Origin of the sequence: Stenotrophomonas sp. SBJS02 (assembly GCF_020428325.2) — a bacterium.
Lineage (GTDB): Bacteria > Pseudomonadota > Gammaproteobacteria > Xanthomonadales > Xanthomonadaceae > Stenotrophomonas > Stenotrophomonas africana.
In genome coordinates this window covers 4666430-4686981 of record NZ_CP109812.1, presented here as the reverse complement: position 1 = coordinate 4686981, position 20552 = coordinate 4666430, and the positions used below count along the sequence as shown (strand labels likewise).

The 20552-nt window shown below is 66.6% G+C and carries 21 protein-coding genes; all 21 read left to right on the top strand.

Annotated elements, in window-relative coordinates; translation table 11 throughout:
* Nucleotides 1-18 precede the first annotated feature (18 nt).
* The 21 genes from FQS62_RS21590 to FQS62_RS21490 all read left to right on the top strand — a co-directional run bounded on the left by FQS62_RS21590 (nt 19) and on the right by FQS62_RS21490 (nt 20514).
* Nucleotides 19-1317: an ABC transporter permease gene (locus FQS62_RS21590; RefSeq protein ID WP_099588987.1), complete on the top strand. Its 1299-nt coding sequence runs from the start codon at nt 19-21 to the stop codon at nt 1315-1317.
* 1 nt (nt 1318) lies between these two features.
* Entirely contained in the window at nt 1319-2518 is a 1200-nt protein-coding gene (locus FQS62_RS21585) for an ABC transporter permease (protein WP_208042843.1), read from the top strand.
* A 129-nt stretch (nt 2519-2647) separates the two neighbouring features.
* Nucleotides 2648-4045 (top strand): cytochrome ubiquinol oxidase subunit I, encoded by a 1398-nt coding sequence (locus tag FQS62_RS21580; RefSeq protein WP_049443747.1) that lies wholly within the window; start codon nt 2648-2650, stop codon nt 4043-4045.
* Between the two features lies 1 nt (nt 4046).
* The gene (gene cydB, locus FQS62_RS21575) at nt 4047-5060 is read left to right on the top strand and encodes a cytochrome d ubiquinol oxidase subunit II (RefSeq protein ID WP_208042842.1); all 1014 of its coding nucleotides are present in this window, start codon (nt 4047-4049) and stop codon (nt 5058-5060) included.
* Between the two features lie 214 nt (nt 5061-5274).
* On the top strand, nt 5275-6015 hold the full coding sequence (locus tag FQS62_RS21570; protein WP_049443744.1) for a beta-ketoacyl synthase chain length factor: 741 nt from the start codon (nt 5275-5277) through the stop codon (nt 6013-6015).
* Entirely contained in the window at nt 6008-6805 is a 798-nt protein-coding gene (locus tag FQS62_RS21565; protein WP_049443742.1) for a lysophospholipid acyltransferase family protein, read from the top strand. Before FQS62_RS21570 ends, FQS62_RS21565 begins: the two co-directional genes overlap by 8 nt.
* Nucleotides 6792-7049, top strand: coding sequence for an ApeE family acyl carrier protein (locus FQS62_RS21560; RefSeq protein ID WP_046983475.1), 258 nt, complete (start codon nt 6792-6794; stop codon nt 7047-7049). The genes FQS62_RS21565 and FQS62_RS21560 overlap by 14 nt, the downstream gene beginning before the upstream one ends.
* Nucleotides 7050-7067: 18 nt before the next feature.
* Entirely contained in the window at nt 7068-7325 is a 258-nt protein-coding gene (locus FQS62_RS21555; protein ID WP_049443738.1) for an acyl carrier protein, read from the top strand.
* Between the two features lie 22 nt (nt 7326-7347).
* On the top strand, nt 7348-7899 hold the full coding sequence (locus FQS62_RS21550; RefSeq protein ID WP_049443737.1) for a COG4648 family protein: 552 nt from the start codon (nt 7348-7350) through the stop codon (nt 7897-7899).
* Nucleotides 7892-9577: an ApeI family dehydratase gene (locus tag FQS62_RS21545; protein WP_208042841.1), complete on the top strand. Its 1686-nt coding sequence runs from the start codon at nt 7892-7894 to the stop codon at nt 9575-9577. Before FQS62_RS21550 ends, FQS62_RS21545 begins: the two co-directional genes overlap by 8 nt.
* A complete protein-coding gene (locus tag FQS62_RS21540) occupies nt 9567-10337 on the top strand; it encodes a glycosyltransferase family 2 protein (protein WP_088480126.1) in 771 nt (256 codons plus the stop codon). Before FQS62_RS21545 ends, FQS62_RS21540 begins: the two co-directional genes overlap by 11 nt.
* A 1-nt stretch (nt 10338) precedes the next feature.
* Nucleotides 10339-11280 (top strand): lysophospholipid acyltransferase family protein, encoded by a 942-nt coding sequence (locus FQS62_RS21535; protein WP_049443731.1) that lies wholly within the window; start codon nt 10339-10341, stop codon nt 11278-11280.
* Entirely contained in the window at nt 11270-12820 is a 1551-nt protein-coding gene (locus tag FQS62_RS21530) for an HAL/PAL/TAL family ammonia-lyase (protein WP_208042840.1), read from the top strand. Before FQS62_RS21535 ends, FQS62_RS21530 begins: the two co-directional genes overlap by 11 nt.
* Complete coding sequence (locus FQS62_RS21525; protein ID WP_154349858.1) at nt 12807-13238, top strand: acyl-CoA thioesterase; 432 nt, start codon at nt 12807-12809, stop codon at nt 13236-13238. The genes FQS62_RS21530 and FQS62_RS21525 overlap by 14 nt, the downstream gene beginning before the upstream one ends.
* On the top strand, nt 13235-13864 hold the full coding sequence (locus tag FQS62_RS21520; RefSeq protein ID WP_099588983.1) for a LolA family protein: 630 nt from the start codon (nt 13235-13237) through the stop codon (nt 13862-13864). Before FQS62_RS21525 ends, FQS62_RS21520 begins: the two co-directional genes overlap by 4 nt.
* On the top strand, nt 13857-16211 hold the full coding sequence (locus FQS62_RS21515; protein ID WP_208042839.1) for an ApeM family transporter: 2355 nt from the start codon (nt 13857-13859) through the stop codon (nt 16209-16211). The genes FQS62_RS21520 and FQS62_RS21515 overlap by 8 nt, the downstream gene beginning before the upstream one ends.
* Nucleotides 16212-16354: 143 nt before the next feature.
* Nucleotides 16355-16912, top strand: a complete 558-nt coding sequence (locus FQS62_RS21510; protein ID WP_208042838.1) for an ApeN family LolB-like membrane protein — start codon at nt 16355-16357, stop codon at nt 16910-16912.
* A complete protein-coding gene (locus FQS62_RS21505) occupies nt 16912-18096 on the top strand; it encodes a beta-ketoacyl-ACP synthase (RefSeq protein WP_208042837.1) in 1185 nt (394 codons plus the stop codon). The genes FQS62_RS21510 and FQS62_RS21505 overlap by 1 nt, the downstream gene beginning before the upstream one ends.
* Nucleotides 18093-18548, top strand: a complete 456-nt coding sequence (locus FQS62_RS21500; protein WP_049443719.1) for a hotdog family protein — start codon at nt 18093-18095, stop codon at nt 18546-18548. The genes FQS62_RS21505 and FQS62_RS21500 overlap by 4 nt, the downstream gene beginning before the upstream one ends.
* Nucleotides 18545-19276: a 3-ketoacyl-ACP reductase FabG2 gene (locus FQS62_RS21495; RefSeq protein WP_049443717.1), complete on the top strand. Its 732-nt coding sequence runs from the start codon at nt 18545-18547 to the stop codon at nt 19274-19276. The genes FQS62_RS21500 and FQS62_RS21495 overlap by 4 nt, the downstream gene beginning before the upstream one ends.
* Complete coding sequence (locus FQS62_RS21490; protein WP_208042836.1) at nt 19276-20514, top strand: beta-ketoacyl-ACP synthase; 1239 nt, start codon at nt 19276-19278, stop codon at nt 20512-20514. The genes FQS62_RS21495 and FQS62_RS21490 overlap by 1 nt, the downstream gene beginning before the upstream one ends.
* Nucleotides 20515-20552 lie beyond the last annotated feature (38 nt).

The window sequence follows — 20552 nt, the reverse complement described above, 5'->3', positions numbered from 1 at the left end:
AAAGGCCAAGGAGGGTACGTGCACGGTTACTACATCAAGATGGCGTTGATTCGATTCAAGCAGCGAATTGGCACTCATCTGGCAATCGCTCTCATGCTGGGTGCAGGGGTAGGGATCACGACTGTGATGCTCTCCATTGTTTTCCAGGCATCGTCCGATCCCGCACCAGACCGGAGCTCGACATTGTTCCGCCCGTACCTTGACGCGCGTCCAGATGCACTCCGCAGTGGTTCTCCGGATTCTGGTCAGGCACTGACCTGGCCAGACGCGAAGGCGCTTCTGAACCAAGGCGGGACGTGGAAACAGGCAGCTATGGCAGGGGGGGCGGTGACGCTCTCCCGGCCGGGAGAGTCGAGCGCAAGACTGCGCGCCAGGTTCGCCACGTCCGAAGTCTTCAGTGTCCTTGGCATTGCCGTTGTTCAAGGGCGGGCATGGACTGCCGAGGAGGGACATGCTGCGAGTCGAATGGTGGTCCTGTCGCGTGCGCTCGCCAAGCGTGAGTGTGCACAGAACTGCGTTGGTCATCCGTTGGAACTGGGCAGACGCACCTACACCGTAGTGGGTGTCGCGGAGGATTGGCATCCGGTGCCGATGTTTCAGGGAGATCTCACACGCCGGCCGTTTGTGGAGCCTGACGAGATCTACCTGCCAGTTGAAACCGCAATCGCGGACAAGTTGACTGTTGTGGACGGGACGGCGATCTGGGGTGGTGACCAGGACACGGATCTTGCAGGGGGGAACGTTTCATGGCTTCAACTGTGGGCGTGGCTGCCTACCGCAGATGATGTCGCCGCCTACCGCGCGGGTCTGAACGCCTATGCGCAGGCAAAGGGCCTTCGGACCGAGCCAGGTACCCAACAGGTGGCACTCTGGCCGTTGATGGAGTGGCTGGACAGGCTGGGATTGGTTCCGGAGCGGGCCAGGATGCAGCTTCGGCTGTCACTGATCCTTCTCGGTGTGTGCGTCGTCAATGCGGCGGCACTGCTGAGCTTCAGTCTGGGGCGCCGTAGGCGGGAGCTCGCTATACGACGTGCACTGGGAGCGCGACGCCGGGACGTGTTCGTCCAGCTCATGTGGGAATCCATCGCGGCGGGAGTCGCAAGCAGTGCACTCGCTGTCGGCACCTATGCACTGGGAATCCGGGTGGTTGCTGCGGGAGACGTTCTGCCCAGCGCGATCACAGCGATGCATGCTGGGGCAATGCTGATGGCGGCTGCCCTGGGAGTCGTCACGACGTTGCTCTGCTCATTGGTCCCATCGTTTGAAATCTGCAGGGTCAGCTCACTGTCGAGTGCCTTCGCGAAGGGAGCTGCCTGAAATGTTCGAATCGATGAGGGAGACCCGACGACACCTGGGAAGCGCCGCACTGCTTGCAGTGCAGGCAGCGCTTGCAAGCCTGGCATGTGCGTTCGCACTGCAATCTACGCTGGACAGCTTCGCCAGATTGAACACCGGGAGCATCCGGGAGGCAGCATCGATTGGTGTGGTCAGAGTCTCGGATGTCGAAGAAGGCGCGGATGAAGCAGTGCTGCGGGCAGACCTGTCCGCGATCCGGCTACCCGGTGTTCAGGGCGCGGCTCTGAGCGACTCCGTTCCGTTCGGGGGAAGAGCTCATCGATACGGCGTGTGCACCAGCGAGTCGGCCATGGCGCACTCGATGAGCTCCGGCACGACAGACATTGCTGGATGTGATCGCATTCCCGTGGTAACTGCCAGCGCTGGCTTGCTGGCGATGCTGGGCGCGGGAATCGTCCTGGGGCGGGATGCCGCAGAGGACGACATGCTTGAAGGCGCTCCGGTGGTGCTGATAAGTGAAACGCTGGCTGCACATTTGTTCGGAACGGAGAGTGCTGTTGGCCGTCACCTGTACTTCGGCCCCGGCAGCAGCCGGGTCGTCGTGGGCGTATTTGCGTCTGTTGCTGGGCCGGCGCCAGGAGGCAATGAGCGAGACTCGCAGTGGGCGTTGCTTCCGGGCCTTCCCATGGGCGCGAGTCGCTATTATCTGGCGAAGTGGAGGTCTATGGTCGATCGTTCATCGCTTGATCGCATTGTCGATGCGCTGCAACGGCCTTATCGGATCGTGAATCCGACCGGTGTCGAGACGCTGGCGGGATATCGCGACGCCTACGTCAAAGCTGATCGCTTCGCTACGACCGTGCTCGCGGTCATGACGGCCGTTGTTCTCGGTGTCCTGATGGCCGGAATTTCCGGAGTTGTAGGTGCATGGCTTGATCGACGCCGGCACTCCATCGCAATCCGACGCACTTTGGGTGCGCGCGGATCTGTGATCTTTGCCGAAATCATGTTCGAGGTTTCACTGTTCACCACGTTGGGCGCCCTGCTCGGTGCGTTGTCGTTGCAGTGGGTAGGGTCGCTGCAGGACGGCATCACAGGTTCACCGTGGTTCTCGATATCGAGCGCTGTCGTGCTGGTGATGGCGGCCTGCTTGACTGCACTGGTACCCCGGGCGCTGCGAATCGCCAAGGAGCCGCCCTTGACCTTGCTGAAGCCTCTGTAGCCCATTCATCCTGTAATTCGGGTCCCCCTGCGACAAAGTGAAGCAGCGCGTCACCCGGTCGCATCCCACGTTAACGAAATCCTCCTAAAGTGGTCTGGTATCCCACCGGTCTCAGGCAGGAGGCGTCCCTTGGACGCGTTGTTGTTGTCCCGGATCCAGTTCGGATTCGTCATCAGTTTCCACGTGCTGTTCCCCGCCTTCACCATTGGTACGGCCAGCTGGCTGGCCTTCATCGAATGGCGTTGGCTGCGCACGAAGTTGCCCGTTTGGCGCGAGCTGTACTTCTTCTGGCAGAAGATCTTCGCGGTGTCGTTCGGCATGGGCGTGGTCAGCGGCATCGTCATGGCCTTCCAGTTCGGTACCAACTGGCCGCGGCTGAGCGAGGTGGCCGGTACCGTCATCGGACCGCTGCTGACCTACGAGGTGCTGACCGCGTTCTTCCTGGAAGCCAGCTTCCTCGGCGTGATGATGTTCGGCTGGGGCCGGGTCTCGCCGCGCCTGCATTTCCTGTCCACCTGCATGGTCGCGCTGGGCACGCTGTTCTCCACGTTCTGGATCCTGTCGTCCAACAGCTGGCTGCATACCCCGGCCGGCTACGAGATGGTCAACGGCATCGTGCATCCGGTGGACTGGTGGCAGGTGGTATTCAATCCGTCGTTCCCCTATCGCCTGGCACACATGGCGCTGGGCTCGTTCATCACCACCTGTTTCGTGATCGGTGGCGTGGGCGCGTGGTACCTGCGCAAGGGCACGCACGTGGAAGCGGGACGGCGCATGCTGATCGCGGCGGTGGCGTTCGCCGCACTGACCGTGCCGGTGCAGATCTTCGTCGGCGACATGCATGGCCTGAACACGCTCAAGCACCAGCCGATGAAGATCGCGGCGATGGAAGCGCACTGGCATGAAACCAGGGAAGGCGAGGGCGTGCCGCTGGTGGTGTTCGCGCTGCCGAACGAGAAGGAGGAGCGCAACGATTTCGAAGTGGCCATCCCGAAGCTGGGCAGCGTGATTCTCACCCACAGCCTGGACGGCACCTTCGATCCTCTCACCTCAGTGCCGGCCAGCGAGCGCCCGCCGGTGACGCCGGTGTTCTTCGCCTTCCGCATCATGGTCGGGCTGGGCACGCTGATGCTGGTGCTGGCCTGGGTGTCGGCCTTCCAGTTGTGGCGGAAGAAGCTGCTGGATTCGCCGTGGCTGCTGCGCGGCTGGAACTGGATGCTGCCCAGCGGTTTCATCGCGCTGCTGTCGGGCTGGTTCGTCACCGAGATGGGGCGCCAGCCGTGGGTGGTGTATGGCGTGCTGCGCACCGCCGATGCAGTGGGCCCGCAGAGCGCGTGGATGACCGCGCTGTCGCTGGGCGTCTACGTGGTGGGCTACGCCTTCGTGTTCGGCTGGGGCATCTGGTACCTGGTGAAGATCCTGCGCCACGGGCCGCAGCCCTATGCCGAAGGGCCGTCGCTGGACCACGGCAGCCACACCCCGGCGCGTCCGTTGTCGGCCGCCGACGAACCGCTGGAGGAGCGCTGACATGGACCTGATGACCTGGCTGCCGGTGGCATGGTTCGCGGTGATCGGCTTCGGTGTGCTGATGTACGTGGTGCTGGACGGCTTCGTGCTCGGCATCGGCATCCTTGCCCCGTTCGCCGAGGACGAGGAACAGCTGGACCTGATGATGAACACCGCCGCGCCGATCTGGGACGGCAACGAGACCTGGCTGGTGCTCGGTGGCGCCGGCCTGCTGGCGGCGTTCCCGAAGGCGTACGCGGCGCTGTTGTCGGCGCTGTACCTGCCGGTGCTGCTGCTGGTGGTGGCGCTGGTGTTCCGCGGCGTGGCCTTCGAGTTCCGCTTCAAGGCACATCGTTCGCGCCGGCTGTGGAGCGTGGCGTTCGGCCTCGGTTCGCTGCTGGCCACGTTCGCCCAGGGGGTGATCCTCGGCACCCTGGTGCAGGGCATCCCGCTGGTGGACGGTGCCTACCACGGCGGCCCGTTCGCTTGGTTCAGCCCGTTCGCCATGCTGACCGGTGCCGCGCTGGTGGCCGGTTATGCGCTGCTGGGCAGCACCTGGCTGATCCTGAAGACCGAAGGGCGCGTGCAGGCGCTCGCGCGGCAGATGACCCGCCCGCTGGTGGTGGCGGTGATCGCGGCGATGGGCCTGGTCAGCAGCTGGTTGCCGTTCCTCGATTCGCGCCTGATGGAACGCTGGTTCAGCGACGGCAACTTCTGGTGGCTCTCGCCGGTGCCGTTGCTGACCCTGGCGGTGGCTGCCGCGCTGTGGCGCAGTGCCACTCATCCGCGCCGCGATCTGCCGCCCTTCCTGCTCAGCCTGGCCCTGTTCGTACTTGGCTTCCTTGGCCTGGTGCTGGGCATGTGGCCGTACCTGCTGCCGCCGTCGATGACGCTGTGGCAGGCCGCCGCGCCGGCGTCTTCGCTGGGATTCACCCTGGTCGGGCTGGTCATATTGCTGCCAGTCATCCTCGGCTATACAGCGTGGTCCTACCGGGTATTTCGCGGCAAAGTGCACGCTGACGCCGGCTACCACTGAGAACCCTGCGCGGGAACTGCGGCTGGCCGTTCCCGCGTTGTTGTTTGTGAAGACTGCATTCCCTGCGTTGGACGTGATAGCGTGCGCTCCTTTCCGGCAGCCAAGGGGGTAGCCGGCAACGTTCTGGACGGACGCACGGCTGCAGGAAGGGGGAGCCGCGCGTCGCCTTGAGTGGCCCGTGCCTATCGTTCCCCCAGTGAAACACCACCGCTAGATGATTGAATTCTCCGTCGTCGACTGGGCCGCCTGGGCGCCTGGCCTGACCGAGCGCAGCCAATGGCTGCGCTGGGCCGATGCGCCGTTCCTGCCCGTGGGCGAGGGCGCGCCAGCGCTCACCGAAATCCCGGCGATGCAGCGTCGGCGTATCGAACGGCTGGGCCGGATGGCGATCCAGGCCGCATGCTGGTGCGAGGACGCGCAGGGTGCCGACAGCCAGGTGCCCTTGGTTTTCGCCAGCCGACATGGCGATGTGCCCCGCTCGATGGATCTGCTGGCATCGCTGGCAGCCGAAGAACCCCTGTCGCCCACGACCTTCGGGCTGTCGGTGCACAACGCCATTGCCGCCCTGTACTCGATTGCCCGTGGTCATCGCGGCAACTACCTGGCGCTGGCCGCGGGCCGGGCCACGGCGGAAGCCGCCTGCCTGGAAGCGGTCGGTCTGCTGGCCGACGGCGCCCGTGAGGTGCGTGTGGTGGTGTACGAATCGCCCCTGCCGGGCATATACGCGCCGTTCGCCGACGAACCCGACGTGTTCTTCGCATGGTGCTGGCGTCTCACCCAGCCCCGCGAGGGCTGCCCGACCCTGTCACTGCGCTGGGAACCGGCGGGTGCTGCCGAGGGCGTGCCGGGCCATCTGCCGCACGCACTGGACCTGCACCGTTTCCTGTTGTCGAAGATGCCGGCGCTTGAGCATGTAACGCAGGGACAACGCTGGTCCTGGGGTCGCCGTGGCTGAGGGGCTGCGCCGCCTCGATCATGCCTGGCGTGTGTTCGGCACGGCGCTGTGCTTTCTTGCTTTTGGGCTGGGCGGGCTGGTGCTGGGAACGGTGGTAATGCCGCTGCTGCTGCTGATGCGCGACCCACTCGCGCGCCGCCGCCGTGCCCGCCGCCTGGTCCAGCTCGCCTTTGCCGGCCAGCTGCGGCTGATGCGCAGCCTGGGTGTGATGACCTGCGAGATCGAAGGGCGCGAACGCCTGCAGCGCGACGGCCTGCTGGTGCTGGCCAACCATCCAACGCTCATCGATGTGGTCTGCCTTGTGTCACTGCTGCCCAACGCGGACTGCGTGGTCAAACGCGCGGTAGCCAGCAGCCCGTTCATGCGCGGTGCGGTGCGGGCCGCCGGCTACATTGCCAACGACGATGGGCCGGGCCTGGTCGATGACTGCGTGAAGGCGGTCCGCGCGGGTGGCAGCCTGGTCATTTTTCCGGAGGGCACCCGCAGCGTGCCCGGGCAGCCACTGCGGCTGCAGCGCGGCGCCGCCAACATCGCCGTCCGCGGCCGTCTGGACATCACGCCGGTGCGGATCACCTGTACGCCGCCGACCCTGGCCAAAGGGCAGAAGTGGTATCGTATTCCCTCACGTTGCTTTCACGTTCGGCTGCAGATCGGCGAAGATATCCCGATCTCGACATTTCTGGTCGAAGACGACTCGCCAGGAGGGAATGCCCTGGCGGCACGTCGAGTCACCGAGCACCTTTCCCGTTACTTCGACCTGTCTGGAGACCCCACCCGTGCAAGCACTTGAGCACGAGATCAAGGTATTGATCATTTCCTCGCTTTCACTGGAGGACATCACGCCGGAGGACATCGATCCGGTTGCGCCGCTGTTCGTCGAGGGCCTTGGCCTGGATTCGATCGATGCGCTGGAACTGGGCCTGGCGCTGCAGAAGAAGTACGGTGTGAGCCTGTCATCCGACTCGGAAGAGACCCGCCGCCATTTTTCCAGCGTGCGCGCGCTTGGCGAGTTCGTCGCCGCCCATCGGTCGTAACCGGTGCCAGGAACTGCCATGACCAAGAATGAACTGTTCGATCGCATCGTTTCCATCCTCACCGACAGCTTCGAGATCGAACCGGCCCGGATCACGCCCCAGGCCCGGCTGTACGACGATCTGGACATCGACAGCATCGATGCGGTCGATCTGATCGTTCAGCTCAAGCCGTTGCTGGGTCGCAACCTGCAGCCGGAAGCATTCAAGACCGTGCGTACGGTGCAGGACATCGTCGATGTGACGCATGGCCTGCTGCCGGACCAGGCGGCCGCCTGACCGCAGCGCGAGCGTCGTTCCCATGGCACGCGCACGCACGGTGGCGGTGGCTGCGATCTCGTTGGCCTATCCGCTGCTGGTCTATCTGGCGATGGGCCGTTTCGAGCCGCGCTGGTCGTCGCTGCTGTTGTTCGCGCTGGCCCTGCTGCGGGCACTGGGCACGCGGCAACCGGTGTGGTGGGGCGCGGCAGCGGGTGCCGGCCTGCTCGCAGTGCTGGCGACGGTACTCAACCAGGCGCTGCCATTGAAGCTGTACCCGGCGCTGGTCAATGCCGTAATGCTGGTCCTGTTTGCCGGCAGCCTTCGATTCGGTCCTCCCGTGGTCGAGCGCCTGGCCCGCTTGCAGGAGCCGGACCTGCCTGCGTCGGCGGTGCCCTATACCCGTCGCGTCACCCAGGTGTGGTGCGGCTTCTTTGTCTTCAACGGCAGCCTGGCCCTGCTGACCGCGCTGTATGCGTCGGACCGGGTCTGGATGCTCTACAACGGTTTGCTGGCGTACGTGTTGATGGGAATCCTGTTTGCGGGTGAGTGGCTGGTGCGGCAACGGGTCAGGGCGGTGCACACGCATGGCTGAGTGGATTGCCCTGGATCGGCTGCTGCTGGATGCGCGGCCGCAACGCCCGGTCGGTGTCTGCGACGGTGTGCTGCTCGACCACACCGGGTTCCACCGGCGCGTGCTGGCGTGGCGCTCGGCCTTTGCCGCTGCCGAGGGGCGCGACTGGGCCCTGTACTTCGACGATGCCGTGGCCTTCGCTGCAGCGCTGTACGGTGCCTGGCATGCCGGCAAGCGGGTATTCCTGGCGGCTGACAACCTGTCGGCCACGCTGCAGGCCCTGCAGTCACAGGTGAGTGGTTTTGCTGGCGATGTCCCCGCCGACTACCGCCCGCTGGCGGTGGTGGATGCAGAGGTGGACGGCGCGTTGCGGATGCTGGACGAGCGCGCCTGCGAGCTGTGCGTGTTCACCTCTGGCAGCACCGGCCAACCCAGCGCGATCAGCAAGCGCCTGGACCAGCTGGCGCGCGAAGTCGACGCGCTGCAGGCTGCGTTCGGTGCGCAGCTGGAAGGGGCGGAGGTGCATGGCACGGTTTCGCACCAGCACATCTACGGGCTGCTGTTCCGTGTGCTGTGGCCGCTGGCCGCCGGTCGCCTGATTCATCCGCGCCGGTTCTTCCATGAAGATCTGGTGGCGGCGCTGTCCGGTACCGAAACACTGCTGGTGGCCACCCCGGCCCACCTCAAGCGCCTGCCCGAACAGCTGGATTGGTTCAGCCTGCATGGCCGCCTGCGCGCAGTGTTCTCCTCCGGTGGCCCGCTGCCTGAAGAAGCGGCGCGGCAGGTGCGGCAGTGGTTGGGCGTGGCTCCCACCGAGGTGTATGGCAGCAGCGAGACCGGCGGCATCGCCTGGCGTCGCTGGGAAACCGACCTGCCGCCGTGGCGGCCACTGCCGGGCGTGCAGTGGCGGATCGAGGAGGGATGCCTGGCCGTGGCGTCGCCACACCTGGAGAACGCCGGCTGGTGGCGCACCCAGGACCGCGTCGAAGCGCTGGCCGATGGGTGTTTCCGCCTGCTGGGCCGAACCGATCGCATCGTCAAGATCGAAGAGCGGCGCGTCTCGCTGGATGCGCTGGAACGAGCGCTGCGCGAAGACACCGAAGTGGAGGATGCACGCGTGCTGGTGCTGCCGGGCCAGCGCGAGCAGCTTGCAGCGGTGGTGGTGCCGGCAGATGCCGCGTTGCTGGACGGTGGTGACGCGGCGCGTCGTGCACTCGGCCAGCGCCTGGGTGCGCGGCTGGCCCACAGCCACGACGCAGTGACCCGTCCACGTCGCTGGCGACTGGTCCAGTCGCTGCCATTCAATGCGCAGGGCAAGGTCACCCAGGCGGCGCTGGCGGCACTGTTCCAGCCGCTGATGCCGGTACCGCTGTGGGATCACCGCGATACGTCCAGCGCGACATTGCGCATGACCCTCGACCCGGCGCTACGGCCGTTCCAGGGCCACTTCCCGCAGGCACCCATCCTGCCCGGTGTGGCCCAGCTGGACTGGGCGGTGCGTTTCGGCCGACAGGCGTTCGCGATGCCGGCGGGTTTCCTGCGCATGGACGCGGTGAAGTTCCAGCACGTCGCGCGGGCGGGTGACGTGCTGACCCTGCATCTGGACTGGGATGCGGCGCGTGGCGTGCTGGGTTTCCGCTATACCTCCAGCCACGGAATGCACTCCAGCGGAAAAGTGGTGTTCGCCGATGCGGATTGATTCCTCCAGTGCCAGTGCCGCGTTCGCGCCATTGGTGGTGATTCCTGTCTACGACCACGAACATGCGATCGCGGCGGTGGTCGACGGCGTGCTGGCTTCCGGCCTTCCATGCCTGCTGGTGGACGACGGCTCACATGACGCGTGTGCAGCAGTGCTGCGTTCGCTGGCGCAGCGCCAGGGGGTCGACCTGCTGCGCCTGGACATCAACCAGGGCAAGGGCGGGGCGATGCTGGCCGGTTTCGCCGAGGCCCACGCGCGTGGCTACAGCCACGTGCTGCAGATCGATGCCGACGGCCAGCACGATACCGGCGACCTGCCACGTTTCATCGAGGTATCGCGTGCCCATCCGGATGCAGTGATCTGTGGTATCCCGGCCTACGATGCCAGCGTACCGAAGGCACGGCTGTATGGCCGCTACGCCACCCACATCTGGGTCTGGATCAATACGCTGTCGCTGCACCTGCGCGACACCATGTGCGGCTTCCGCGTTTACCCACTGCCACCGGTTCTGCGCGTGGCCGGCGAAGAGACCATCGGCCGGCGCATGGATTTCGATACCGAGGTGATCGTGCGCCTGTACTGGCGGCAGGTGCCGGTCGAGCACCTGGCCACGCGCGTGACCTATCCTTCCGATGGCGTGTCGCACTTTGATATGTGGCGCGACAACGTACGCATCACCCGCATGCACACCCGCCTGTTCTTCGGCATGCTCTGGCGCGCACCGCGCCTGCTGCGCCGCCGCCTGCGGGGGCAGCGCTGAAATGGCGACCCCTCAGGGTGCCCCGCACTGGGCCGATATCGGTGAATCCACCTCGGTGGCCGGCGTGCTGGTCCTGTACTGGGTGCACCGCTGGTTCGGGCGCTGGCCGTTCCGCATGTGCGTGTGGCCGGTGGTGGCCTGCCACTGGCTGGGCAATCGCGTTGGCCGCGAGGCCTCGATGCAGTATCTGCAGCGGCTGCAGGCCTACAGCGGCGTGTTGGGTCGCGCGCCGACCCGGCGCGACAGCCTGCGCCACTTCTTTGCATTTGCCGACACGATGCTGGACAAGATCCTCGGCATCGGTGGGCGCTATCCGCCCGAACGCATCCACCTGCATCGCACCCCGGTGCTGGAGAGGATCGCGCAGCGCGAAGGCGGGCTGATCCTTACCGCGCACATCGGCTGCCTGGAGCTATGCCAGGTGCTGGCCGAGCGGGTCCCCGGCCTGTGCATTACCGTGCTGGTGCATACCGCGCATGCGCAGCGCTTCAACCGCCTGCTGCGTCGGCTGGATCCGCTTGCAGCAGTGGAGCTTGTGCAGGTCACCGAAATGGGGCCTGCCACGGCGATGATGCTGGCCGACAAGGTGGCCGCTGGCGGTTTCGTGGCCATTGTCGGCGATCGCACGCCGGTCGGTGGTGGGCGCTGCCTCAGCGCCGATTTCCTCGGGCAACGTGCGCCGTTCCCCATCGGTGGGTATGTACTTGCCGCCGCACTGGGCTGCCCGGTCTACACCATGGCCTGCCTGCATGAGGGCGAGGGCTATCGGGTCGTGTTCGAGCCGTTCGCTGATCGCATCGTGCTGCCACGGGGGTCGCGTGATGCGGCATTGTCCGCGCAGGTGCAGCGCTATGCGGGCTGGCTGGAGCAGCAGGTCATCCAGTCGCCGCTGGACTGGTTCAATTTCTTCCCCTTCTGGGATCAGGCTCCGCATGACGACTGACGCCGTACCTGTGTGCCGCTTTGGCGATGCACCCTTGACCATCGAAGACGTGGTTGCCCTGGCCCTGCGCCGTTGCGAAGCCGCGCTGAGCGAGGCGCCGGCGTTCCGCGCGCACATCCAGCGCGGTGCCGACTTCCTCGACCGCCTGCTGCGCGATGATGGCGTGATCTACGGTGTGACCACCGGCTACGGCGACTCGTGCACGGTGAACATTCCGCCGGCGCTGGTAGCGGAACTGCCGCACCATCTGTACACCTACCATGGTTGCGGCCTCGGCCGTTACCTGGACCCGGTCGAGACCCGCGCGGTGCTGGCCGCGCGCCTGGCGTCGCTGGTGCGTGGCATGTCCGGTGTCAGCGTACCGCTGCTGGAAGGCCTGGCTACGCTGCTGCAGCACGATGTACTGCCGCTGATTCCGGCCGAAGGTTCGGTCGGTGCCAGCGGTGACCTGACCCCGCTGTCCTACGTGGCGGCGGTGCTGTGTGGCGAGCGCGAGGTGCTGCACGACGGCCGCGTGCAGCCAGCGAGCGAAGTGCTGGCGAAGATCGGCATGGCGCCACTGAAGCTGCGGCCGAAGGAAGGCCTGGCAATCATGAACGGCACCGCCGTGATGACCGGCCTGGCCTGCCTGGCCTGGCAGCGCGCCGACTACCTGGCACGCATGGCCACGCGCCTGACCGCTTTCAATGTGCTGGCCAGCGACGGCAACGCGCACCACTTCGACGAAGACCTGTTCGCGGCCAAACCGCACCCGGGCCAGATGCGCATTGCCGCGCGCCTGCGCAGCGACCTGCACAGCGAGCACCCGCCGCGCAATGAACAGCGCCTGCAGGACCGTTATTCGCTGCGCTGCGCACCGCATGTGATCGGCGTGCTGGAAGACAGCCTGCCGTTCCTGCGCCAGCTGATCGAAACCGAACTGAACAGCGCCAACGACAATCCGCTGATCGATGTGGATGGCGAGCGCATCCTGCACGGCGGCCACTTCTACGGAGGCCACATCGCGCTGGCGATGGATACCCTGAAGAACACGGTCGCCAACATTGCCGACCTGCTCGACCGCCAGCTGGCGCTGGTGGTCGATGCGCGCTACAGCCATGGACTGCCGGCCAACCTGTCGGCCGCCACCGGCCCGCGTGCGGCCGTCAACCATGGCCTGAAGGCACTGCAGATCAGCGTTTCGGCGTGGACAGCCGAAGCACTGAAGCAGACCATGCCGGCCAGCGTGTTCTCGCGGTCCACTGAATGCCATAACCAGGACAAGGTCAGCATGGGCACCATCGCCGCGCGCGACTGCCTGCGCGTGATCGAACTGACCGAACAGGTGGTGGCCGCGATGCTGGTGGCTGCCCGCCAGGGCCTGGCGCTGCGCGAACGGGTTGGCCTGAACGCGCAGCTGCATGGCAGTCTGGCCGATATGTACGCCGACCTGGGGCAGCGCATTGCCCTGGTCGAAGAAGACCGCGCGCTGGATCGCGAACTGCGGGACCTGCTGGTGGAGATCCGCGCGCAACGTTGGGAGCTGTATGCCGGTGAATGAAACAATCGAACGGGTGGCCGAAGTTGCGCTGGCCCCGGCCTTCCATGACTGCGACCCGATGAACGTGGTCTGGCATGGCCATTACTTCAAGTACTTCGAGATCGCGCGTTGTGCACTGCTGGGTCGTTACAACTACGACTACCCGCAGATGCTCGAATCGGGTTACCTCTGGCCGGTGGTCGATGCACGGGTGAAGTATGTGCGCCCGCTGCTGTTCAACCAGCCGCTGCGCGTGGTCGCGCGCCTCGTGGAATGGGAGAACCGGCTGAAGATCGACTATGAAATCCTCGATGCGCAGAGCGGCCAGGTGCTGACGCGCGCAATGACCATCCAGGTGGCGGTGGACGCGGCCAGCAGGGAAATGCTGTACCAGTGCCCGCCGGTACTGTGGGAACGCCTGGGAGTGCCTGCGCCATGAACCGAGCCAACCGTTTCGCGCGTGCGCTGCTGTGCACGGTGTTGCTGCTGGCCGCACCGCTGGTGCAGGCCGCCGATCCGGCCATCGACGCGATCACCCAAGCGGTGGCGCGGCCGGACGTATTGCGTGGCCAGTTCACGCAGGAAAAGCAGGTCAGCGGCTTCAGGAACCCATTGCGCTCGCAGGGCCGGTTCGTGGTCGCGCGCCAGCATGGCGTGATCTGGACCACGCTGAAGCCGTTTCCCTCCGAGGTGGTGGTCACTGCCGACCGCATCCTGAGCCGCCAGCGTGACGGCAGCACCCGCGTCGAGCTCGATGCGCGGCAGCAGCCGGCGATGCGCTCGGTGAACGCGATCATGTTCGCGCTGATGAGTGGCGACGTGCAGGCGCTGTCCGGACCGTTCACCGTGACGGTCAGCCGCGAAGGGCAGGGTTGGCGGCTGCAGCTGACGCCGAAGTCGGCGATGCTGGCCAAGGCGTTCCAGTCGCTGACTCTGCAGGGCGACCGTTACGTGCGCCAGGTCGAGATTGTCGAGGCCAGCAAGGACCGCACGCTGATCCAGTTCAACGCGCTCAGCGAGGCTCCGGCCGCGCTCAGCGCAGACGAGGCGCGCCGCTTTGAGTGAGGACGTGGCGTTGAATGCACCGGACCGGTTGCGCCGCTGGTGGCATTGGCTGGGCATCGCCTGGCTGGTGCTGCTGCTGGCGCTGGGCGTGCAGCAGTGGCACCTGTGGAGCCAGCAATCGCGGATCGACACCGACATCCTCGCGCTGCTGCCGCAGGACGCGCATGACCGTCTGTTGAGCGACGTCACCCGGCGCATCGCCGATGGCAGTTCGCGGCAGGTGGTGGTGCTGCTCGGCAGCAAGGACGGCGCTGCCGCCAAGCGTGCGCAGGCCGCGTTTGCTGCGGCCATGGCCAAGGACGCCGATCACGCGTTGCTGGTACCCAGCGGCTCGATCGAAGGCTGGTTCGATGAGGCGCGCGCGTTCTATGCGCCGTACCGCGACCGCCTGCTGACCCCGGCCCAGCGCGAGCAGCTGCAGGGCGGCGAACCGGGCGCGTTGGCCGAGCAGGCGCTGGCCGCGCTGTACGGCCCGATGGGGGCCCCACGTCTGACCGAGTGGCGGCAGGATCCGCTGTCGCTGTGGCCGCAATGGTGGCAGCAGCAGGCACAGGGCGCGGGCCTGCGGCTGGGCGATGATGGCCTGCTCGACGCCGAAGGCAGGCACTGGGCTGCACTGCAGTTCGATACGCCGGGCTCGGCGTTCAAGCTCGATGGCGAGCGCCATCTGGATGGATTGCTGGAACGCGCCGGGCAGGCGGCGAAGGCTGCCGCTCCGGACCTGGAGATCCTGCATGCGGGCGTGCCGCTGCATGCCGAAGCGGCGGCAGTGCAGGCCAACCGGGAGATCAATACCATCGGCTGGGGCTCGCTGGCGGCGGTGCTGCTGCTGGTGTGGCTCGCGTTCCGCTCGCTGCGTCCGATCCTGCTGGTGGCCACGTCGCTGCTGATCGGCTGCGGCGTGGCGCTGGCGGTGACCGTGCTGGTGTTCGGCAACGTGCACGTGTTGACCCTGGTGTTCGGTGCATCGCTGGTGGGCGTGGCCGAGGACTATGGCATTCACTGGTTCGCCTCGCGCCAGGCCGAGCCGGCTGATCGCCGCTGGAAGCTGCTGAGGCACCTGCTGCCTGGCCTGTGGCTGGCGCTGCTGACCAGCGCACTGGCCTACCTGGCGCTTGGCCTGACGCCTTTCCCGGGCCTGCGCCAGATGGCGCTGTTCTCGGTGGTCGGCCTGGCGGCCGCGTTCCTGACGGTGATCTTCTGGTTCCCGTGGCTGGATGGTGGTGAAATCCGCCAGACCCGTTTCTCGCAGTGGCTGGGCAGCACGCTGGAGCGCTTCCCGCGTCTGCATGGTCGCCGTGCGGTGACGCTGTTCGTGGTGATCACGCTGGCGCTGTCTGCGATCGGCATCGCGCGCCTGCAGAGCAACGACGACCTGCGCAGCCTGCAGTCCTCGCCGCCGGCATTGATGGCACAGCAGATCCGCCTCAGCCAGCTGCTGGGCATGCCCAGCCCGGCGCAGTTCTACCTGGTGCAGGGTGTGGATGCCGCGCAGCTGCTGCAGCGTGAGGAAGCATTGACCGGGCGCCTGCGTGTATTGGCCAACGACAAACGCATTGGTGGCTACCGCGCGATCAGCGATTGGCTGCCGTCGCCATCGCGCCAGCAGGCCGATGCCGCGCTGACCGCGAAGGTGGAACCGGGTGTGCTGTCGGCCGTGTCCGAGGCCGTGGGCGAGCCGCTGCAGCGACCGCAGTTCGCGAATGAGCCGCTCACCGCCGAAGCCTTCCTGGCCTCGCCGGCCTCGCAGCCGTTCCGCCACCTGTGGGTGGGCGACGTGGGCGGGCAGATGATCAGCGTGGTGATGGTCGATGACCTCTCGCGTGCCGATGCGCTGGCCACCCTTCAGGGCGCGGCCGAAGGCTTGCCGGGCGTGCGCTGGGTGGACCGCACTGCCGATTTCTCGCAGCTGCTGGGTCACTACCGCAAGCTGATGGGAGGGCTGCTGCTGGTCGGTATCGCGCTGGTGTTCGGCGCGCTGTGGCTGCGCTACCGCCGCCAGGCCTGGCGGGTATTCGCGCCGACGCTCATCGCCGGTGCGCTGACCCTGGGTTTGCTGGGCCTGTTCGGCCAGCCGCTGCAGCTGTTCAACGTGCTGGCGCTGATGCTGCTGCTCGGCATGGGCATCGACTACGGCATCTTCCTGATCGAGCACCGCGGTGACGCCAGCGCATGGCTGGCGGTGTGCGTGGGCGCGGCCAGCACCTGGCTGTCGTTCGGCCTGCTGGGGTTGTCGCAGACCCCGGCGCTGCGCGCCTTCGGCCTCACGCTGCTGTTCGGCATCGGCCTGGTCTGGCTCATCTCGCCGTTGTTCCGACCGTCACCCCATGCATTGCCGCCGTCCTGAATCGGAGCGCTGGCGCCCTGGCCCGACGCTGGCGCGGCGACCACTTCGGGAACATCATCTATCCCCCTCGACCCGTATCCGGAAGGGCGTTACATGAACAATCCCATCAACAGCGGCTCCCGTGCACGTGTGCTGGAGGCCGCGTGCCGCTGCTGATCGTGCGCAGCATTGCGGCGCTGCTGCTGTGCGCGCTGCTGTCCGCCTGCGCCGGGCGCATGCCAAGGCCGCAGGTCGAGCTACCGCCGCTGCGGTTGGCCCCGTCGAGCCTGCCGACGCCACTGGCGCTGCAGCAGCAGCTGCATTTCCGCTTCGGGCGCCACGAACGTGATCTCGACGCTCTGCTGGAAGCCGATGCGCAGCAGGTGCAGCTGGCGGTGCAGGCCATGGGCCAGACCGGCGTTCGTCTGCACTGGGATGGCCGGCAGTTGACCGAACAGCGTGCATCGTGGTTGCCGCCGCAGGTTCGCGCGGAGCGCGTGCTGGATGATCTGCAGTTCGCGCTGTGGCCGACGGCCGCGATCGCCGCCGTGTTGCCGCCTGGCTGGCAGGTCGGTGATGACGGCCACCAGCGCAGTCTGTCGCGCGACGGTACGGTGTGGCTGCAGCTGCAGCGCCTGCAGGATGGCAGCCTGCAGCTGGACAACCGCGCAGAAGGCTACGCGCTGCGCATCGAATCGATCGATATGGCTGGGCAGGACTGATGGACACTGCCGTTTTCCTCAACGACCTGGGCATTGTCTGCGCGCTGGGCGAGGGCCGCGCGGCGGTGGCGGAGGCGATGTTCGCCGAGGTGCCTGGTGGGTTGAGCAACAACGACAGCCTGTTGCCGGGGCGGACCCTGGCGTTGGGGGAGGTGTGCACGCCGCTGCCGACGCTGGACGAACTCCCGCTGGCCCTGCGTGGGCGCAACAACGCGCTGCTGGCGGTTGCGCTGGCGCAGATCGCGCCTGCGGTGGCCGCGGCCATCGCCCGCTATGGCGCCGAGCGCGTGGCTGTGGTGATGGGGACCAGCACTTCGGGTATTGGCGAAGGCGAGCGGGCCATGTGCTCCCACGCCAGCAACGGTCATTGGCCGGCGGACTACGATTACGCGCAGCAGGAAATGGGAACGACCGCGCAGTTCGTGCGGCTGCGCAGTGGTGCGCAGGGCCCGGCATGGACGCTGTCCACGGCATGTTCATCCAGTGCCAAGGCCCTGGTGTCGGCTGCGCGCCTGTTACGCGCCGGGGTGGTCGATGCGGTCATCGCCGGTGGCGCCGATTCTCTGTGCCGCTTTACCGTTGCGGGTTTCAGCGCGCTTGAGTCGGTGTCCGCGCTGCGCTGCAATCCGTTCTCGCAACATCGATCCGGCATCAACATCGGGGAAGGCGCCGCGCTGTTCCTGCTCACCCGCGACATCGGCCCGGTGGCGCTGGCAGGATGGGGTGAGTCCTCCGACGCCCACCACATGTCCGCACCCGACCCGCAAGGCCAAGGCGCCATCGATGCGCTGCGGCAGGCACTGAAGCGCGCTGTCTGGTCGCCCGCCGATGTCGATTACGTGAACCTGCATGGCACCGCCACCGACCACAACGATGCCATGGAAAGCCTGGCGGTTTCGGAGGTGCTCGGTACCGATGTACCGGCCAGCTCGACCAAGCCGCTCACCGGGCATACGCTCGGCGCCTCCGGCGCGATCGAGGCGGCATTGTGCTGGATGATGCTGGCCGAGAACCCGCTGCAGCGGCTGCCACCGCACTGGTGGGATGGCGCCGTGGATGAGGCGCTGCCGGAACTGTCACTGGTGGCACCAGGCACCCGCCTGGCACGCCCGCTGCGACGGATACTGAGCAACTCGTTTGCCTTCGGCGGCAGCAATGCGGTGTTGGCACTGGAACGCCGATGAACCCTCTCTACGCGATCGAGGAAGTGGTGCCGCATCGCCAGGACATGTGCCTGCTGCAGCGGATACTGCGATGGGACCAGGACAGCATCGAGGCCGAACTGGTGGTACCCGGGACGGGTCTGTTCATCGAGAACGGTGAAATGCCGGCCTGGATCGGCATCGAGTACATGGCGCAGGCGATTGCCGCCTGGTCGGGGTGTCGCGCGCGTGCGGCTGGCGCAGCGCCGCAGCTGGGCTTCCTGCTCGGCAGTCGGCGCTACAGCAGCCTGCGCAGTGGTTTCCCGAGCGGAACCCGCCTGCGTGTGCAGGCGCGTCGCGAACTGCTGGGCGACAATGGGCTGGGGATGTTCGCCTGCCGGATCCTGGCGGGCGAGGAAGAATGGGCGGTTGCCAACGTGTCGGTGTACGAGCCGCTCGACGCGAAGGCCTATCTGGAGAGTGGACAGGCATGACTGGGAATCGATGCGTGCTGGTGACAGGCGCCAGCCGGGGGATCGGCCGCGCCATTGCGCTGCGTGTTGCCCATGACGGATTCGATGTGGCGGTGCATTGCCGCAGCCGCGTGGAGGAGGCACAGGCCGTGGTCGCCGAGATCCAGGCCCTGGGCGTGCAGGCGCGCGTGCTCACCTTCGACGTGTCCGATCGTGATGCCGCCCGCGCGGCGCTGGAGGCCGACGTGGACGCGCATGGCGCGTATTACGGCGTGGTCTGCAATGCGGGCATCGCCCGCGACGGCGCTTTCCCGGCGTTGTCGCCGGAGGATTGGGACCAGGTCATCCACACCAACCTGGATGGCTTCTACAACGTGCTGCATCCGTTGATCATGCCGATGGTGCGTCGGCGCAAGCCGGGCCGCATCGTCACCCTGTCGTCGGTGTCAGGCATTGCCGGCAACCGTGGCCAGGTGAACTACAGCGCGGCCAAGGCCGGCATCATCGGCGCTACCAAGGCCTTGGCACTGGAACTGGCCAGCCGCCAGATCACGGTCAACTGCGTGGCGCCGGGCCTGATCGAGACGGAGATGCTCAACGAGGAAGTGGTGGAGCACGCGCTGAAACTGATTCCTGCCGGCCGCGTTGGTCGTCCCGATGAGGTGGCGGCGACGGTGGCCTTCCTGCTGTCCGAGCCGGCCGGCTACATCACCCGGCAGGTGATTTCGGTCAACGGAGGCATGCTCTGATGGGCATCGACCATCGCGTGGTGGTGACCGGTGCCGCCGCCATCAGTCCGCTCGGCCACGACTGGCCGACCATCCACGCGAAGTTGCGCAGCGGCCGCAACGCCGTGCGCGCGATGCCCGAGTGGGATGTCTATGCCGGGCTGAACACCAGACTGGCCGCACCGGCGCAGCCGTTCGAGCTGCCGCCGACCTACAACCGCAAAAGCACCCGTTCGATGGGCAAGGTGGCGATCATGTCGGTGCGTGCCACCGAAATCGCCCTGCACGAAGCGGGGCTGCACGACCATCCGGTGCTGCGCAGCGGGCGTACCGGAGTGGCCTATGGCTCCTCCTCCGGCAGCCATGAGGCCATCGGCGAACTCGGCCGCATGCTCAACGAGTTCACCACCGATGGCATCAGCGCCACCACCTACCTGAAGATGATGAGCCACACCGCACCGGTCAACATCGGCGTGTTCTTCGGTCTGTCCGGGCGCGTCTACACCACGTCCAGTGCCTGTACATCCGGCAGCCAGGGCGTCGGCGCGGCCTATGAGGCAATCCGCAGCGGCAAGCAGACGGTGATGGTGGCCGGCGGTGCCGAGCAGCTGGACGCCGCCGCGGCCGCGGTGTTCGACACCTTGTTCGCGACCAGCGTGCAGAACGACGCCCCGCAGTCGACGCCACGCCCGTTCGATGCCGGCCGCGACGGCCTGGTGCTGGGCGAGGGCGCGTGTACGCTGATCCTGGAAGACCTGGAGCACGCGCTGGCGCGCGGTGCGACCATCCTTGCCGAGGTGGTGGGGTACGGCACCAACAGCGACGGCCAGCACGTCACCCAGCCCAGTGCCGACACCATGGCCCAGGCCATGCGCCTGGCGCTGGAGGATGCCGGACTGGACGCGGCGCAGATCGACTACGTCAACGCCCACGGTACCGCGACCGAGCACGGCGACATCGCCGAAACCCAGGCTACCGCGCAGGTGTTCGGCTCGCGGATGCCGATCAGCTCGCTGAAGAGCTACGTCGGGCATATGCTGGGCGCCTGCGGTGCATTCGAGGCCTGGGTGAGCATCGAGATGATGCGTGCCGGCTGGTTTGCCCCGACCCTGAACCTGGTGGAGGTCGATCCGCGCTGCGGCCAGCTGGACTTCATCACCGGCCAGGGCCGCGAACTCCAGGCCGAGTACGTGATGAGCAACAACTTCGCATTCGGGGGCATCAACACGTCCCTGGTGTTCCGTCGCTGGGGCGAGTGATCCCGCAGCCGCCAGGTGTGCGAGTGGCTGAACGCCAC

What these genes read in the sequence shown, in the direction of transcription:
- FQS62_RS21585 (WP_208042843.1), top strand. Translation starts at nt 1,319, where the DNA reads ATGTTCGAATCGATGAGGGAGACCCGACGACACCTGGGAAGCGCCGCA.
- cydB (WP_208042842.1), top strand. Translation starts at nt 4,047, where the DNA reads ATGGACCTGATGACCTGGCTGCCGGTGGCATGGTTCGCGGTGATCGGC.
- FQS62_RS21570 (WP_049443744.1), top strand. Translation starts at nt 5,275, where the DNA reads ATGATTGAATTCTCCGTCGTCGACTGGGCCGCCTGGGCGCCTGGCCTG.
- FQS62_RS21555 (WP_049443738.1), top strand. Translation starts at nt 7,068, where the DNA reads ATGACCAAGAATGAACTGTTCGATCGCATCGTTTCCATCCTCACCGAC.
- FQS62_RS21550 (WP_049443737.1), top strand. Translation starts at nt 7,348, where the DNA reads ATGGCACGCGCACGCACGGTGGCGGTGGCTGCGATCTCGTTGGCCTAT.
- FQS62_RS21545 (WP_208042841.1), top strand. Translation starts at nt 7,892, where the DNA reads ATGGCTGAGTGGATTGCCCTGGATCGGCTGCTGCTGGATGCGCGGCCG.
- FQS62_RS21540 (WP_088480126.1), top strand. Translation starts at nt 9,567, where the DNA reads ATGCGGATTGATTCCTCCAGTGCCAGTGCCGCGTTCGCGCCATTGGTG.
- FQS62_RS21535 (WP_049443731.1), top strand. Translation starts at nt 10,339, where the DNA reads ATGGCGACCCCTCAGGGTGCCCCGCACTGGGCCGATATCGGTGAATCC.
- FQS62_RS21530 (WP_208042840.1), top strand. Translation starts at nt 11,270, where the DNA reads ATGACGACTGACGCCGTACCTGTGTGCCGCTTTGGCGATGCACCCTTG.
- FQS62_RS21525 (WP_154349858.1), top strand. Translation starts at nt 12,807, where the DNA reads ATGCCGGTGAATGAAACAATCGAACGGGTGGCCGAAGTTGCGCTGGCC.
- FQS62_RS21520 (WP_099588983.1), top strand. Translation starts at nt 13,235, where the DNA reads ATGAACCGAGCCAACCGTTTCGCGCGTGCGCTGCTGTGCACGGTGTTG.
- FQS62_RS21505 (WP_208042837.1), top strand. Translation starts at nt 16,912, where the DNA reads ATGGACACTGCCGTTTTCCTCAACGACCTGGGCATTGTCTGCGCGCTG.
- FQS62_RS21500 (WP_049443719.1), top strand. Translation starts at nt 18,093, where the DNA reads ATGAACCCTCTCTACGCGATCGAGGAAGTGGTGCCGCATCGCCAGGAC.
- FQS62_RS21495 (WP_049443717.1), top strand. Translation starts at nt 18,545, where the DNA reads ATGACTGGGAATCGATGCGTGCTGGTGACAGGCGCCAGCCGGGGGATC.
- FQS62_RS21490 (WP_208042836.1), top strand. Translation starts at nt 19,276, where the DNA reads ATGGGCATCGACCATCGCGTGGTGGTGACCGGTGCCGCCGCCATCAGT.